The sequence below is a fragment of the Methanoculleus sp. SDB genome (genome assembly GCA_001412355.1).
In the GTDB taxonomy this organism is placed as follows: domain Archaea; phylum Halobacteriota; class Methanomicrobia; order Methanomicrobiales; family Methanomicrobiaceae; genus LKUD01.
In genome coordinates, this window is record LKUD01000008.1 from 16065 (window position 1) to 29744 (window position 13680).

Here is a 13680-nt window from a genome sequence, read left to right on the forward strand (position 1 = left end):
AAATTACCCGCGGCGGGAACGCTGCCGCGAACCGAACTCCTTTTTGCCGGCGGATTCTTTCGGTACCGTCTCCCCCTCCTCGCCGCATTCAAGTTCGGCGACGATGTCAAGCGGCTCGGACACTGTCCCGATGAGCCTGCGGATCGTCGTAAGGCGCTCGATGCCGATAAAGTGCTCTGCCATGACACGTGCCAGATCGGAGAGTTCAATTCGTGTACCGGCTTTTTTCACGAGACACTGCTCGAGGAGGAGCGGCAGGACCGGTTCCACCTCCCCGACCATCGTCTCATCCATCCGGCGGATATCCTCGATGTTCCCGTGGCATACGATCGCATTCGCGACAAACTCCTCGGACGACGCCTCGGTGTCATAGACCGGCGCCACCTCCTCCATCTCACCTTTGAGAAGCATAATCGCCACCTCCTCCTCGGTGTGCCGGTCGTCGCGGCGATAGCTCCCTCCCGGTTCCGCGAGCACGACCACTTTCCCGAGGTCGTGGAAATCCGGACGGCCCGCCCGCCCCATCATCTGGGAGAACTCCTGCACGGTGAGCCAGCTGATACCCATCGCAAGCGAGTCGAATATCACCTGCGACGCGGGAAAATCGACACCGGCGGCAAGTGCCGCGGTCGTCACGACGACGGCGAGTTTTCCCTTTAAGAACCGGTCTTCCACATCCCGCCGCTCCCGTGCGGTCAGGCCTGCATGATAGGGAGCCGCAGACGCGCCGAGAGCATCGGCTATCACATGACACCGTGCCCGGGAGTTCGTGAAGACGATGGTCTGCCCGCGGTATCCCCGGGACGATCGCTGGCGGTATTCGGCGGTCGTGAGTTTTTTGATGGTCGGGATCTTCTGGTTTCTCTCAAGAAATATCAGGTGCCTCTCGAGCGGAACGGGGCGCTCGCTGTACCGCACGAGCTGTGCGTTCAGTTTTTTTGCGAGCAGGCCGGGCAGGCCGATGGTGGCGGAGAGATAGAGGTACTGCGCCTCCGGGGCGATATATTTCAGGCGCGAGATGAGGCCGTCGAGCCGGTGGCCCCGTTCTTCGTCTTCAAGCATCTGCACCTCGTCGATGACGATCGTGCCGATGCGCCCCAGCCGTTTGCCGCACCGGATGGCGTGGTCGATGCCCTCGTACGTGGCCACGACAATAGACGCACGCAGGTCGCGGTCGGCGGCAATCCGGGTCTCGGGCAGATTGAGCCGCGACACCCCGACATGGAGCGATACACGGGCGAATTCGCCGTAGCGCTCCCTGAAACGCTGGTATTTCTGGTTCGCCAGTGCGACGAGGGGGACGAGAAAAAGCACCTGTCCCCGCCCTTCGAGCATTCCCTTAATGCCGGCCATTTCACCGATAAAGGTCTTTCCGCTTGCAGTTGCCGCGACGACGAGCAGATCGCGGCCCGTGAGAAGACCCGCGTCGACACTGAGCTGCTGTGCGGGCATGAGCGACTCCACGCCCGCTGCACGGATGAATACCCCGGGCAGGGGAAGATCGGCGAGTTTTGACGTTTTCTGGACGGGATGCGCCTCGATCAGGTCAAACAGCGTCGTGCCCGCGTCGACGCGATCGGGCTGCACCATCCCGAGCACCCGGTCGAGATCACGGTAGAGATCGAGGAGATGCTCGAGATGGCCGTAGGAGAGGGATCCCATGCCGCCCACGTATCCGAGTTCGCGCCGGAGTTCGCGCCGTGCACACTCTTCGCAGATCTGTTCCTTCCCGTACCGGATCGCGTTCTTCTTCTTGAGCGGCGTCACCCGGTCTTCGAGAAAACACATCCGGCAGGCGTCCACGATACCGAACGGTATCTGGAGATCGCCGAGAAACGATTCGAAAGCTTCGTCGCGGACCGCAAGACGTACCTCCGATTCGCGAAGCGTACCGGCAAGCTCTTTCGTGGGCGTCTTTTTCAGGTGGCGCGTACCGAATCGTTTTACCTGGTACTGTTTCGGCCGGTAGCCCTTGCCTGTCCTGACAAGCTCGACCGTGCCGATAGCGGTGACCCGTCTCCCGTCGTGAAAAAAAAGGCGATACAGCCCCCGCTGGGGGAGGACAATAATATTCATTGGGCAATCAGATCATGGATCGTATAATTGAGGCCCACGGTCTCCAGTCGTTTCAGAAAATCGGTGAACTCCTCATCCACGATAACGATTGCGCACTCGATACCGTGAAACGCCGCCTCGATCACACCCTCGCGGGCCCCGAAGAACATATCGGGCACACGCCCTGCCGATTCGAGTGCAAAGTACGCCTCGAGACCGACGGCACCCACCATCTTCACTCCCTCGATGATGCCGAGCATCGCATCCCTCTTCACGTTCCGCGAACCCCCCCGCTGGATACGGGGGACTTTGCAGACGTGCACGACCCCCCCGGTGTGATCGATAATGCCGTTCAACCGGGCCACACCGACGTCGGTGCCGGAAACGGCGTCCATGATCGCCTCACCCATCGCGTCCTGCCCGGAATGCGACGCATACAGCCACCCGTCCTTCATAAAGACTCCTACTGTGTCCCCTTTTCTGATCGGTTCGGCTGCTACCGCGGTCCAGACCGAGACCTGCTGGATAATGTCGCGGGTCACGTGGCGGGCGTAACTCTCGAGTGCCTCGGAATTGGAGAGCACCCATTCAATACCCGTATGGGTCACTTCGTACCGCCCCCTCCCCCGTGAGCTCACCATCCCGTCCTCGACCAGTTCGCGGATATATTCCGACACCGCCTGCGGGGTGATTCCCAGTTTGTCGGCAATCTCCTGCTGACGGACCGCCGGCTGGTGCTCCGCGATCTCGACAAGGATCTGAAATCTCGTGGCTTCGCGTTTGCTTCGCAGGATAATATACAGGGGATCATCGATCCGTGCCGTCAAGGTGCACCAACCCCTGTCCCCGAACGTCGAGATGAGGCATCCGTTTTGCCAGCCCCTTGATAAAGACGGGGCTCACGTTGTATTTCCGGGCGAGATCGTTGATTGACGTGTTGCCGCCGTTCACATCATGCTGGACCTGATCGACGATGAGCCGCAATTCCTCGTCGTCCGAAATGGATATATGGAGCAGATCGCCGAGATCTGCCATGGAGCACTGGAAGTTGGCACGGAATTTACTGTACGTCGTTTTAAATTCCTTCAGTGGTTTTTCTCCGGGTTTCGGCATTCGCCACCGTTCTTCGATGAGATTGCCTTTTTTCAAAATCGCAATACATTCAGCGACGCATTCGCCGCTCACAGCATCAACCAGCTCCTCTTCCGTCGACCATGTTTTATTCAGGGTATCGTAAATTTGTTTATAATTGGTATTGTTGAAACACACAAGAAGAGGGACCAGTTCAACTGGATCATTGACGATTCTGATATGCCCTGTCAAAGTAAAGACCCAATATTATATTGATGTTTAACTCAATAAAATTTGTCTAGTATTTGCCATGCGGAACAAAGGAACGATTTTTGTCCACGGTATTGTTCAGGGTGTCGGATTCCGCCCTTTTGTATATGCAGCCGCCCATGCATTCGGTATCCGCGGAACGGTCAGGAACCTCGGAAGCCAGGTCGAAATTCATGCGTTTGGGGACAGGTTTGAGGAATTTCTTGCGGAGATCGGCAGGGGAACGCCGCTCTCCCGGATAGACCGGGTGGTTGTCGGGGAGATCCGGGGGCCACCGCCGGATGGTTTTGTGATCCTCGAAAGTTCCGCAGGCGCACTCTCCGGATTCATTCCCGCCGACGTCGCGCTCTGTGACGAGTGCCGCACCGACATCTTTTCACACGGGGGCCGGTACGAGCGGTACTGGGCGACTTCCTGCGTCAACTGCGGACCCCGGTACAGCATCATCGATTCCCTTCCGTACGACCGGGAACGCACGACGATGGAGGCGTTTCCACCCTGCACGGAATGCACACGCGAGTACAACGATCCCGGACAAAGAAGGCATCATGCGCAGACGATTGCCTGCGCCCGATGCGGCCCGTCACTCACGCCCTTTGATACGAAGGGCGTCATCCTGCCCTTCGCCGACCCGGTCCGGGAGACCGCCCGCCTGCTCGACGAAGGGAGCATCGTGGCAATCCGCGGTATCGGGGGGTTTCACATCGCCTGCATCGAGGCATCCGCGGGAGAGCTGAAACGGCGGCTCGGACGGACGGAGCAACCGCTCGCAGTGATGGTGAAGGCGGAGCATCTCGACGACATCGCACGTGTCTCCGATAGCGTGCGTGCGTGCCTGACCGGGCCAGAACACCCGATCGCCGTCATGGTCAAGAAAGACCCTATCGCCCACGCGGACATCTCCAACCTTCATACCATCGGCTGCATGCTCCCCTACACCGGGCTGCACCACCTTCTCCTCTCCTGCCTGCACCATCCGTTCCTTGTCATGACAAGCGCAAACTCCCCCGGGTACCCGATGATTACCGATACCGACCACGCCATGTCCCAGCTGAAGGATGATGTGGATTTTTTCCTTGCCCATGACCGCATCATCCGCAACCGCTGCGACGATTCCGTCGTGAGGGACGGATACATCATCCGCCTCTCCCGGGGTTTTGCCCCGAAACGGACACGGATTGATCTCGGCGACGCCTGCATTCTCGGGGTGGGGCCGGAGCTTAATGCCAATATCACGGTGTACAGGAACGGGTTCTGCTACACATCGCCCCACGTGGGCAACGTCCGGAATCCGGCGACGCTGGAGTACCTGAAAGAGACGATTGAGACGATCGGAAGGCTCGTCGGTGCGGAGTACACCGTTATCGCCCATGACCTGCACCCGCAGTTCCTCTCCACCCGGTATGCACAGGTGCTTGCCGGGGAATGCGGTGCAGAACTCGTCACAGTACAGCACCATAAGGCCCATATCGCCGCCACTACCCAGAAGCCCTGCATCGGGATTGCCATCGACGGGGTGGGGTACGGCGATGACGGCACCGTCTGGGGAGGCGAGATCTTTGCCGGACAGGCACCGATGCTCGACAGGGTCGCCCACCTCGAACCGGTGCCCATGCCGGGCGGCGATGCGGCTGTCCGGTTCCCGGAACGCATGCTGTACGGGATCCTCCCGGGCGATGGCACCGCGGCACTCCTGCGGGAGCGTGGCTGGAGCGATACGATGATCGACGTCGTAGACCGCCAGATCGTCCGCGGAGTCAACACCCCGTTCTCCAGCAGCACCGGGCGGGTGCTCGATGCCGCTTCTGCGCTGCTCGGCATCTGCCGGGAAAAGACCTACGACGGCGAGCCCGCGATGAAGCTCGAATCAGTCGCGTCACGGGGGCGGGCCGAACCCTGGGAGCTCGTCTTTTCCCGTGAGGGCGGCCGGGAGGTTCTCGTGACAAGGGCGCTCATGGCAGAGGCGCAGGCACGCATGAAAAAGGGGGAGGAGATCCCGGCGATTGCAGCCTCATTCCAGTACAACCTCGCGAGAGGCATTGCCGCGATGGCCATCCGGGCGGCACGGACAGAAGGGATACCAACCGTGGCGCTTTCGGGCGGCGTTGCCTACAACCATGCCATCCGCACGACTATTGCAGGAGAGATCACCGCGGCGGGACTGGAATGTCTCATCAACAGTGACTTTCCGCTCGGGGACGGCTGCATCTCCTACGGGCAGTGCGTCTGGGCGGGCATGCTTTCGCGCGAACGGTAAAGGCGGGCGAAAAAGGGGATTGATTATTTTTTCGGGGACGCGATCAGCAGCAGTGCGACCATTCCCGCCACAAGCACCGTCACCGGCGAAAGCGGCGTCGCTTCCGCAGAGGTTTCCGGTGTCAGAGGTACGAGATCGGCATTGATGCCGATCTCACCGTCTTTGGGGGGGACTGCGGTAAATGTCCCGTCGAGCGGCTCGTACCCGTCCGCTTCCACCCGGTAGCCCGTGTAAGGGGTCCCGGTTATATACACCCTCACCTTGAGCTCCCCGTTTTCGGTCTCCCCTTTATATTCGCCGTCAAAGTAGACCTTTGCCGCCTTGGCGTTCGTTGAAAAGACATAGTACCCCACGTCGCCGCCGATCAGAAAGTTCGTGGGAGCCGGGGTGCCGGCAGCCAGGGTTACCGAAAGCTCCACGGTCTCATCTTTCGCGGGGTATTGATCGATGATGCCCGTGGAGGTCATATAACCGGGTTTTGAAACGGAATACTCCGCATACGGCGTTGCAGTCGTATATACTTCAATTTTCAGCCTGCCGTTTTCGGTATCGCCCATGTACTGGTCATCAAAATATACCGATGCCCCGTCCACGTTGCAGGAGACCACGTACCATCCGACATCTCCGCCGACGGTCTCTTCCGCTCCCGCGAAAGAGACGCCCACGAAACAGAGGAGGAGAACGACAGATCCGAGGAGTATTATTCCATGCTTCATATGAATCAATCTGCATCCGTGCTCAAGTCATTTTAGTGTTTGCATCCCTTTCACGCATGAAAAACACCGCACGCAGAAGCATCTCCGGTTATTCCAGTTGTTCTGTCAGATACCGGTAGTACCGCCGCTCCCAGTAATTCCGGAAAACAGCGTGTGTCAGACGGAACAGGAACAGCATGACAGGAGACGGGATCCACTCGGAGGGTGAGGTGTTCATGTCGTCCGCAGGCAGGTCAACCGCATGCAAGAGCTCGTGCCAGATGCGAAGCGTTATGGTTTCCCCGTCGTCGTGATCCTTCACCATCACCCCGACACGGCCGAAAAAATTTCCCCCGAGGCACCGCGCATCTTTGCCTTCACCCGAAAAGACGTACACTGTTCCCGGCGTTATGGGAAACGGAAAGTCACACCAGTTCGGATCGTCCGGCCATCGGCACTCAATCTCGCACTGCCCCTCCTCGCAATCGAGCTCAAAATAGGCGGGAATATCCGGGAGAAGGGGTTTGACACGCCGGCACAGAGCTTCGTTTTCAAAATAAACGGAAAACTTCACTCCCATTAACGAGGAATTTCCCCCCTTCGCATAAGTATCTGTTGACAAAATCCCCTTCCCAGAGCTATTTATGCCCGGAAACGAATCTTTCACCTGACTATGAAAAACGACCGCCCTGTCGACCTGAAAGCCATCGCATGGAACGCTATGCGGGATTACGGCTTCGAGCCCGGTTTCCCCAGGTCCGTTCGTGCAGAGGTCGATGCCATCTCCGACACGGGGACTCTTCCTGAGGAGAGGGGGATCCGGGACCTGCGTCCTCTCCTCTGGTCCTCCATCGACAACATCGACTCGCAAGACCTCGACCAGATCGAATACTGTGAACGGGGCCCAGACGGGGAGACCCGGGTCCGGATCGCCATCGCGGATGTCGATTTTTTCGTCCCGAAATACTCGTCCGCCGACAGACATGCGGCCCATAACGGCACCTCGGTGTACACCGGCGTCGTGACGTTCCCGATGCTGCCCGACAGGCTCTCCAAGGGCATCACCTCACTCCTGCCGGGACAGGACTGCAGGGCGGTCGTCATCGAATACGCCGTGCTGCAGGACGGGAATGTCCGCCACGGCGATATTTACCGCGCCCATGTTCGCAACAAGGCGAAGCTCGTATACGAGGAAGTCGGCGGCTGGCTGGACGGGACCGGCCCCATGCCCGGAACAGTCAGGGACACCCCCGGGCTCGAGGAGCAGATCCTTCTTCAGACCGAGACCACCATGCGCCTGAAAAAATTCCGGATGCAGCAGGGTGCGCTCGATCTCGAAACCATCGAAGCAAATGCGGTGATGGAGGAGGATTCGGTGCGCGATCTTGTCATCCAGGAGGAAAACACGGCACGGTATATTATCGAGGAGTTCATGATCGCCGCCAACGGAACCATAGTGGACTTTATCGGGAACGCCGGCGTGTCCATGATACAGCGGGTCGTCCGCACACCGAAGTACTGGGACGAGATTGTCGCGACCGCAGCGTCCTACGGCGAGAAACTCCCTGCCGAGCCGGATTCCCGGGCGCTGTCACGGTTTCTCACGCGGCGGAGAGAGGCGGATCCCGAGCGCTTCCCGGACCTTTCCCTGACGATCGTGAAGCTCATCGGACGCGGCGAATATGTAACGCTCGAACCCGGCGAACCGCCCTTCGGCCACTTCGGCCTTGCCGTCACCGACTATACGCACGGCACCGCCCCGAACCGGCGCTACGTCGACCTTGTCATTCAGCGGCTGATAAAATCGGTCATCGACGCGGAAGACAGCCCCTATACGCGGGAGGAGCTCGACGACCTTTCCGAATGGCTCAGCGACAGGGAGCAGGCGTCCCAGAAAGTCGAACGCTTCATGCGGAAGGCAGCCGCCGCCGTCCTCCTGCAGGACCGGATCGGCGAGACTTTCGATGCGTTCGTCACCGGGGCCTCGGAGAAGGGAACCTATGTCCGGCTTATCGCCCCGCCCGCCGAAGGAAGGGTCATGGAGGGAGAGGCGGGGCCCCGGGTCGGCCGGCGGATTCGGGTGAGGCTGATCGGCGTCGATCCCTACAAAGGATTTATCGATTTTGCCTTTGCCGGGATGAGGTAGCTAAGGCCTGCCCGGCATATCGGAATGAAATTGGTACCGTACCATACCCTCGCATTGAAAATTTATTTCGTATCCCAAATCCAACTATACGAGCGTGAATTCCCGCAGGTGCCCGGCCGTTCTGGTCCACGGCTGGAAGAGCACCCCCGCCGTCTGGAAATTATTGATCTCCCGCCTTGCCGAAGAATCGATACCCTGCTGGATTTTTGATTTTTCCGGCATGGGCAATATTCATCCGGCGGCCATTTCGGCGGCATTGCGTCGCTTTATCACGGAAATGCGCATCTCCCATGGATACGAAGGGCCGGTCGACATCGTCTCGCATTCTACCGGCGGATTTATCGTACGGCATATGCTCGAAATCCTCGACGGAAAAGAGCGAAGCGAGCGGGTGCGCCAGTTTATCGGGCTTGGCCCCCCGAACAACGGTTCCTCGATGGCAGAGCTGTTCAACGATCCCGTCTACGGAAAGGAGATACTCCGGACGCTTGCAGGCGTCTTTGTTCCCCGGAGGTATGATCCCGCGGAGGATCTGATAGTCCAGGCACTCCGCCCGGGCAGCGAGGAGACCACCGAGCTCCGTGCCGCAGGAACACGCAGCGATGTGCTGTACCGGATGATCGTTACCGAAAACAGAACAATGCAGGAGGCCTTTTTCCCGCCGTTTCAGGGGAGAACCTGGGAGTACCGCAACGACGGCTGGCGCACCACCTATACCGGCGACGGCGTTATTTCGCATTCCGACGCACACCTTCCCGGCGCCGGCTTTGATATCCTGCCCGCAGAACCGTTTACCGGCACGATACCGCCGGGACGGTACTGCCATATCATGATGCCGGGCAACCCCGAGATCATCGACCGGATAGTTCTTTACCTGCGGGATCCTGCAACCCTGCCACACCGGATCTGCGAGTAACCGGACCCGGGGGGAGGCGGGCTTTTCGGTGCCCTGCCGAGAATCGGGGGGTCATTTCCTGCGCATGAACGCATACACCGCCCGGTGCGGTGCGGTTTTTCCCGGAACCCCGATGGTTTTCAGGTCAAGAATCTCGAAATACGGTGAGAAAAGGTCAAACAACTCGGTTTCCGAGGAGAAATACAGCACCGTGCCGATGGGCGTCGTCCGGTACTTTCCCCTCCCCCCGAACTGCGGGTCCGATTCGCTGAAGCAGACGGAGAGATACTGCCCGCCGGGATTGAGCAGCCGGTACACGTTTGCGACGTACCGCCCCCTCTCCTCCGGAAAGATATGGTGCAGCACCTCCCAGTCGTAGGCAAAATCGCAGGGCCCGACCAGGCCCTGCAGATCCCCGAGGATATCCGCCACAAGAAATCTGCAGGCAATCCCGCGTTCCCGCGCCTTCTCCTCCGCCATGCGTATCGCTGCCGCGGATTTGTCGATGCCGGTGACGTCAAACCCCCGCGATGCGAGATACAGGGCGTAATTTCCGGTGCCGCATCCGAAATCGATCGCCGCACACGGCCCGACGATACCGCGATCCACGAGATTCACCAGCACCGCCGGGGGATCGGAGATGTTCCAGGGAATTGTCTCCTTATCGAGCGTTGTATAGATTGTTTCCATGTCCACCTGCTTCATGAGGGGGCTCCGTGGGCAGTAGGGCCGGGCGGTGCCGACATAAACGGCACGCGAAATCCGACGCAAGGGTTACATCAACCCGCATTTATTTATAGTTCAATATAAGATGCACTACTATCAGGTGGTGATTCCATAATGCAACAGGCTGAGACACGGAAACGGTCCCCGGACGAGTGGCTGATGGTAGGCAACACGCAGTTTCTCTCCGGCCGGTACGCCGAGGCCATCAGGGCGTATGATCAGGCGATGGAGCTGTACCCGAGCAACATCGTGGTGAAAACCAACAAGGCCATTGCCGAGTACCGGCTCAACCCCCCGAAAAAGGAGAGCCCGGCGCCGGCCCCCGCAGCCGCTTCCGCCGCCGCCCCGGCACCAGCCGAAGGCGGATTCATGGGGAAAGTACGGTCCTGGCTCGGGTTCTGATCCTGTCACCCGCACAGGCACGCACCGTCCGCGTAGGATCCGAATACCGGAGGCTATACTTTTCCGGATGGTTGCTGCCTTCCCGGGCAGCCGGAGAACTGACACAAATCCAGAAAAACGAAAAATTGGCCGAAGAGGGGGCCGGATGCATCACCTCGGCCCGGGCAGCACTAAATAACAAATATTCTGAAGAGCCGGCTTTTGTGAGGTCGTCGTACAGGCAGGCTGTCTCTTTCAGCCTCCGGGCTTCATCTCCGGACCTCCCGACGGGGTCTCTCTGCTTTTCACGACCTTTTCAACAGCTTCGGCCAGTTCTTCGGATTTTACCTCCTCGGCACGGCCTCCAAAGTAAAATCCCACAATCGATGCAAGGGCTCCGGCCAGGACACCCAGCGTGTTTTTTGCAATCTCTGATGTCCCATCGGTTAAGAGGAGATAAAATACCGATACGCCGATGACAAGGACGACGCCGAGCATCATCGAATACCGCGCAGAGCCTTTTCGTGAAAGAGGCTGGGTAACCAGTTCCATCATGACCTCTTTGCGTTCATTTTCGGAAATTTCATTAATTTTTGAAAATACTGCCTCCCTGAGGATTCGATTGTTACGCGTCTCCCATACCAGCGGTAAAAGGATCAGTATACCGAGAACTACCAGCATTGCTCCTGAGACGATGATTTGTACCGCATCCATTCGCATCCCTCCCGGGATGAATAAAAAAACAATAATCAATCCGATTTGTAATATATAATTGTTATTATGTAATGGCGGGCCTTTGCACCCCCCGCAACGGAGAAGTGTTTATCACAAAGGATAATCCATGATAGAAAATATTTATATGATAGAGCGTCATTAGAACCATTATCAAGGGTTCTTTGTGCCGGATGCCTGACGGTTCGAAGGGCAGTGCCGCGACAAAGGGCCTGTGAGGAGGAGCAGAGCATGACACGATTTCGGTTCATCACGGCATGTATTGCCGGTTTGGTATTCTGCATGATCGCCTGCGGGGTGGTTGCGGCGGAGACGGTTGAAGAAACGGGAGCGCCGGTTGCCGGTCTCACCGCGACACCCATGACCACGTTCGTCGGCCAGAACATAACGTTCGACGGGACAACCTCGACAGACAACGGGACCATCATGTCGTACGATTGGGATTTCGGCGACGGGGCTACGGATTCCGGCGAGACAGCCCTGCATGCCTATGACGCGGAAGGCCTGTATAATGTGACGCTTACCGTCACCGACGACGAGGGTCTTACCGGCACGGACAGCCTCGAAGTCACCATCCAGACCCCAAAGCAGGCTATCAATTCGCTTATCAATACGTTCGGCGGGCTCGACGCCCCGTTCGGTATTAGAAACAGCTTCATCGTCAAACTCAACGCCGCGACCAAATCGCTGGATAAAGATCATCAAAAAACCGCGACGAACCAGTTAAACGCCTTCGTTCATCACGCGGAAGCCCAGAGTGGAAAGAAACTCAGCCAGGAAGAGGCCACGGGATTCATCGCGTATGTGAAAGAGATCATCGGCGAGGTCAACAAGGAAAAGAACGGAGCGGCATCAGAGGAGACCGAAGAAGCCGATACGCAGGGCAACGGCAAAGGTGACAAACAGACGGGCAACAGCGGGAAGGACGACAAAACGAAAGGCAATAGCGGAAAAGACGCCAGCGACAAGGGAAATTCGGGGAATAACGGAAACGCCGGCGGAAACGGCAACGGAAAATCCAAATAAACCCTCTTTTAATGCCGCAGTATCTGCGGTTATTGCATTCTTTCATCCGCAGGGGCTCATCTCCTCAGCCCGAGCACCGCCGGCACCAGAAGCCCGAATGAATACCCGGCCAGGTGGGCAAAGACATTCACCGTCCCGCCGATTTCCAGGAGCATGATTGCCGGGGGGCCGAGGGCGATGAACAGGGTGGCTGCGATGAGCGCACGCACCGTTTCATCCCCTGCGGAACCACTGTTCCTGAGCATCACGGTGTACGCGGACAGGAGGATGAGGAGGAGGGCGAACCCGAGCAGTGCCGCACCGATTCCCGAAAATCCCACCGCCCAGCTCGCCCGGGGAAACACGGGATGGAAGTACAGGGAAACAGCCGAAATCCAGAACGGCAGCACCAGAAAGAACGAAAGGAACGATCCGGCCGTGAAACGGCGGGACACCGAGACGCCGTATGCCGGCATCACGATCACATACATCACTCCGATAACGGCCATGCAGGCACACGTCGCGGCATAGTTGCCATACAGGTGGCCGGGATCGGCGATGCTGTGGAAGTAGCTGGAGAGAAACATCCCCGACAGAGTCGGGTTCTCGTACGACAGCCAGACGAGATCGGGAGAGATGTCGGCGGGGATGATCACCAAAAAGAGGAGGATCTGCAGAAAGGCGATGGCAAGCGGAAGGGTGACAACAAAGAGAAACAGGGTGGCCCGGTCCCGCCGGGAGAGCTCGCGGATTCTCTTCCTGAGCGGGTGGTCGGGGCCCATGGATCAGGATTCTGCGGCCGGGATATTAAAGAGATTGTGGGGGGTGATTGAGAAGTAGGGGCAATGTACTCAGCCAATGTTGATGTATATTAGATCTTCGGCTTTTGAAAACCCTGTTTTAGTGGCGGTCACAGATAATCCATAACGTGGAGCTGCAGAACTTGGAGCCTGCCAATAGGTGATGAACATTCCGTTTCTGTCAGTTGTTCCAACAACGGTTAACATTCCCGATGAAGTGAATATGCCCCCTCCAGCACCCAGACGGACATTCGCATATTCAATTGGGGTATTTTCTGTATTTGTCACCAATACCCGGATTTCTGTTGTACTTCCAGCAGGAATAGTCCATGGGTTTGCTGAGCCACGGACAACAAGATTGGTATTCATCGGTACAATCGTATCTGTTTGGGTAACAGAGGGGATTAGGGAGTCAGCGGAATTGGTGTGGCTAGGACCAACCATCCCTTGTGTCAACCAAAAAATTACAACTCCGGCAACAACAGTGCCAATAATTCCCATCATCCACTTTTTCGTATCATCGTTCATACATTCCACCCGGTTGAAAATATATATAATAATATATAAAATAAAAAGATTGTTCTGAGGCTCTATTCCGCCGGGAGAGCATGCGGATTCTTTGCTTGAGAGGGTTGTTTTTTAATCCG

General features: G+C 57.8%; 13 protein-coding genes. 5 read left to right on the forward strand and 8 right to left on the reverse strand.

The window, feature by feature from the left end; all coding sequences use genetic code 11:
* Positions 1-3: 3 nt before the first annotated feature.
* From APR53_02190 to APR53_02200, 3 genes are read right to left on the reverse strand one after another with little or no spacing between them, the layout of a single operon-like run.
* On the reverse strand, positions 4-2076 hold the full coding sequence (locus tag APR53_02190; protein ID KQC05602.1) for a DEAD/DEAH box helicase: 2073 nt from the start codon (positions 2074-2076) through the stop codon (positions 4-6).
* A complete protein-coding gene (locus APR53_02195; protein KQC05603.1) occupies positions 2073-2882 on the reverse strand; it encodes a Crp/Fnr family transcriptional regulator in 810 nt (269 codons plus the stop codon). Before APR53_02195 ends, APR53_02190 begins: the two co-directional genes overlap by 4 nt.
* Positions 2863-3378: an ArsR family transcriptional regulator gene (locus tag APR53_02200; protein ID KQC05604.1), complete on the reverse strand. Its 516-nt coding sequence runs from the start codon at positions 3376-3378 to the stop codon at positions 2863-2865. The genes APR53_02195 and APR53_02200 overlap by 20 nt, the downstream gene beginning before the upstream one ends.
* A gap of 58 nt (positions 3379-3436) precedes the next feature.
* On the opposite strand from APR53_02200, the gene APR53_02205 reads away from it, so the two are divergent.
* Positions 3437-5653 (forward strand): hydrogenase maturation protein HypF, encoded by a 2217-nt coding sequence (locus APR53_02205; GenBank protein ID KQC05605.1) that lies wholly within the window; start codon positions 3437-3439, stop codon positions 5651-5653.
* 23 nt (positions 5654-5676) lie between these two features.
* Here APR53_02205 and APR53_02210 read toward each other — a convergent pair whose 3' ends face one another.
* The gene (locus APR53_02210) at positions 5677-6369 is read right to left on the reverse strand and encodes a hypothetical protein (protein ID KQC05606.1); all 693 of its coding nucleotides are present in this window, start codon (positions 6367-6369) and stop codon (positions 5677-5679) included.
* A gap of 88 nt (positions 6370-6457) precedes the next feature.
* Positions 6458-6928, reverse strand: coding sequence for a hypothetical protein (locus APR53_02215; protein ID KQC05607.1), 471 nt, complete (start codon positions 6926-6928; stop codon positions 6458-6460).
* A gap of 93 nt (positions 6929-7021) precedes the next feature.
* Between APR53_02215 and APR53_02220 the strand changes: the two genes are divergently transcribed.
* Both APR53_02220 and APR53_02225 read left to right on the forward strand, forming a co-directional pair.
* Positions 7022-8494: a ribonuclease II gene (locus APR53_02220; GenBank protein ID KQC05608.1), complete on the forward strand. Its 1473-nt coding sequence runs from the start codon at positions 7022-7024 to the stop codon at positions 8492-8494.
* A 94-nt stretch (positions 8495-8588) separates the two neighbouring features.
* Entirely contained in the window at positions 8589-9410 is an 822-nt protein-coding gene (locus APR53_02225) for an acetyltransferase (GenBank protein KQC05609.1), read from the forward strand.
* A gap of 51 nt (positions 9411-9461) precedes the next feature.
* Here the strand turns inward: APR53_02225 and APR53_02230 are convergent, their stop codons facing one another.
* Positions 9462-10094 (reverse strand): methyltransferase type 12, encoded by a 633-nt coding sequence (locus tag APR53_02230; protein KQC05610.1) that lies wholly within the window; start codon positions 10092-10094, stop codon positions 9462-9464.
* A 135-nt stretch (positions 10095-10229) separates the two neighbouring features.
* Between APR53_02230 and APR53_02235 the strand changes: the two genes are divergently transcribed.
* Positions 10230-10517, forward strand: a complete 288-nt coding sequence (locus tag APR53_02235) for a hypothetical protein (protein ID KQC05611.1) — start codon at positions 10230-10232, stop codon at positions 10515-10517.
* Positions 10518-10751: 234 nt separating this feature from the next.
* Here APR53_02235 and APR53_02240 read toward each other — a convergent pair whose 3' ends face one another.
* On the reverse strand, positions 10752-11210 hold the full coding sequence (locus APR53_02240; GenBank protein ID KQC05612.1) for a hypothetical protein: 459 nt from the start codon (positions 11208-11210) through the stop codon (positions 10752-10754).
* A 249-nt stretch (positions 11211-11459) separates the two neighbouring features.
* Between APR53_02240 and APR53_02245 the strand changes: the two genes are divergently transcribed.
* A complete protein-coding gene (locus APR53_02245; GenBank protein KQC05613.1) occupies positions 11460-12254 on the forward strand; it encodes a hypothetical protein in 795 nt (264 codons plus the stop codon).
* A gap of 56 nt (positions 12255-12310) precedes the next feature.
* Here the strand turns inward: APR53_02245 and APR53_02250 are convergent, their stop codons facing one another.
* Positions 12311-13015, reverse strand: coding sequence for a hypothetical protein (locus APR53_02250; GenBank protein ID KQC05614.1), 705 nt, complete (start codon positions 13013-13015; stop codon positions 12311-12313).
* Positions 13016-13680 lie beyond the last annotated feature (665 nt).

Excerpts from the sequence above, each read along its gene's own strand:
- APR53_02205 (KQC05605.1), top strand. The coding sequence starts at position 3,437 with ATGCGGAACAAAGGAACGATTTTTGTCCACGGTATTGTTCAGGGTGTC.
- APR53_02190 (KQC05602.1), bottom strand. The coding sequence starts at position 2,076 with ATGAATATTATTGTCCTCCCCCAGCGGGGGCTGTATCGCCTTTTTTTT.
- APR53_02215 (KQC05607.1), bottom strand. The coding sequence starts at position 6,928 with ATGGGAGTGAAGTTTTCCGTTTATTTTGAAAACGAAGCTCTGTGCCGG.
- APR53_02220 (KQC05608.1), top strand. The coding sequence starts at position 7,022 with ATGAAAAACGACCGCCCTGTCGACCTGAAAGCCATCGCATGGAACGCT.
- APR53_02235 (KQC05611.1), top strand. The coding sequence starts at position 10,230 with ATGCAACAGGCTGAGACACGGAAACGGTCCCCGGACGAGTGGCTGATG.
- APR53_02245 (KQC05613.1), top strand. The coding sequence starts at position 11,460 with ATGACACGATTTCGGTTCATCACGGCATGTATTGCCGGTTTGGTATTC.
- APR53_02230 (KQC05610.1), bottom strand. The coding sequence starts at position 10,094 with ATGAAGCAGGTGGACATGGAAACAATCTATACAACGCTCGATAAGGAG.
- APR53_02210 (KQC05606.1), bottom strand. The coding sequence starts at position 6,369 with ATGAAGCATGGAATAATACTCCTCGGATCTGTCGTTCTCCTCCTCTGT.
- APR53_02250 (KQC05614.1), bottom strand. The coding sequence starts at position 13,015 with ATGGGCCCCGACCACCCGCTCAGGAAGAGAATCCGCGAGCTCTCCCGG.
- APR53_02240 (KQC05612.1), bottom strand. The coding sequence starts at position 11,210 with ATGGATGCGGTACAAATCATCGTCTCAGGAGCAATGCTGGTAGTTCTC.